Source organism: Rhodanobacter soli, from assembly GCF_040548735.1.
GTDB classification, from domain to species: Bacteria; Pseudomonadota; Gammaproteobacteria; order Xanthomonadales; family Rhodanobacteraceae; genus Rhodanobacter; species Rhodanobacter soli_A.
Genome location: NZ_JBEPSD010000010.1, coordinates 1 through 1,078, shown reverse-complemented (window position 1 = coordinate 1,078; position 1,078 = coordinate 1). Strand labels below are relative to the sequence as shown.

Here is a 1,078-nt window from a genome sequence, read left to right as displayed (position 1 = left end):
ACATAGGCATAGGTATTGATACCACCACCAAGTCCGATCGGATCACTCTCCAGATACCGCCCCAGCTCCGACTTGTAATCCCGGAACCCATTGTTCCAAGCCGCCGTCTCTGCATCGTAGTACTGCCCCGGAAAGCCCAGGTTAAAGGTCACGTTGGCGACGATGACGTTCTGCGTGAACGCGAAGTTCTGCGCCCGCCACACGACATTCTGGCTCGCATCCGTCACCGCCTCAGGACGCCCCACCTGATCGTCGTGGATGGCATAGACCTGGCCGCCTGCCATGCGCCCGATCAGCCGGCCGTTGAGCCAGACATAGTCGACCCAGGCGCCACTCGGGTTTTCCGCCAGCAGGCTGCCACCCTGGGCCGGGGCGAACCAGGTCGTCCCCGCCGTGCCCGTCTTGCGCAGCCGCTGCCCTTCGGGGTTGACGTAGTAGGCCATGCCGCCCGCGCTGTCCATCCGGTTGAAGGCGTCGTAGTGGTAGGTCGGTGTGGCATTGACCGTCGTGGTATTGCCCATCGCATCGTAGCCGTACTGCGTGTTGCCGGAACTGACCAGGCGGTTGCTGCTGGCGCTGACCGTATCGATCGTACCCGTCTGCGCGAGGCGGTTGCCGTTGGCGTCGTACTGGAAGCTCTCATTGTCGGCTCCGGAATACACCGAGACCAGCCGCGACATGGCGTCATAGCCGAAGTTCTGGGTCAGGCTGCCATCGATGCCGTTGGCGATCTGGGTGATGCGATCGGCATCGTCGTAGGTGAAGCCGAGACTTTGCTTGCCAGGCACACTGATCCCCGTCAGCCGCCCATCGGTGTCGTAACTCAAGGTATTGACCAGGCCATTGCTGGACGTCCATCCCGCCATCGCTCGATCCCCGGGCCGATACGTGATGGCGGTGGCGCCGTTGATCGTGGTGCCGCCCATCGTGAGCGACACCCCTGATACCACGCCATCGGTATAGGTGTAGTTGGCCTGGTTGCCGTCCGGGTAGTTCACGGTGGTGACGTGGCCCATCGCGTCGTGGCTGTAACCCAGGGCGTAGGTCGTGCTGCCGAGGGTGAAGCCGCGCCCCGCGA

At 63.2% G+C, this 1,078-nt stretch carries 1 protein-coding gene; it reads right to left on the bottom strand.

From position 1 onward, the window contains the following. The coding region (locus ABIE04_RS17735) for an RHS repeat-associated core domain-containing protein (protein WP_354553274.1) at nt 1-1,078 on the bottom strand (1,078 nt) is incomplete at both ends.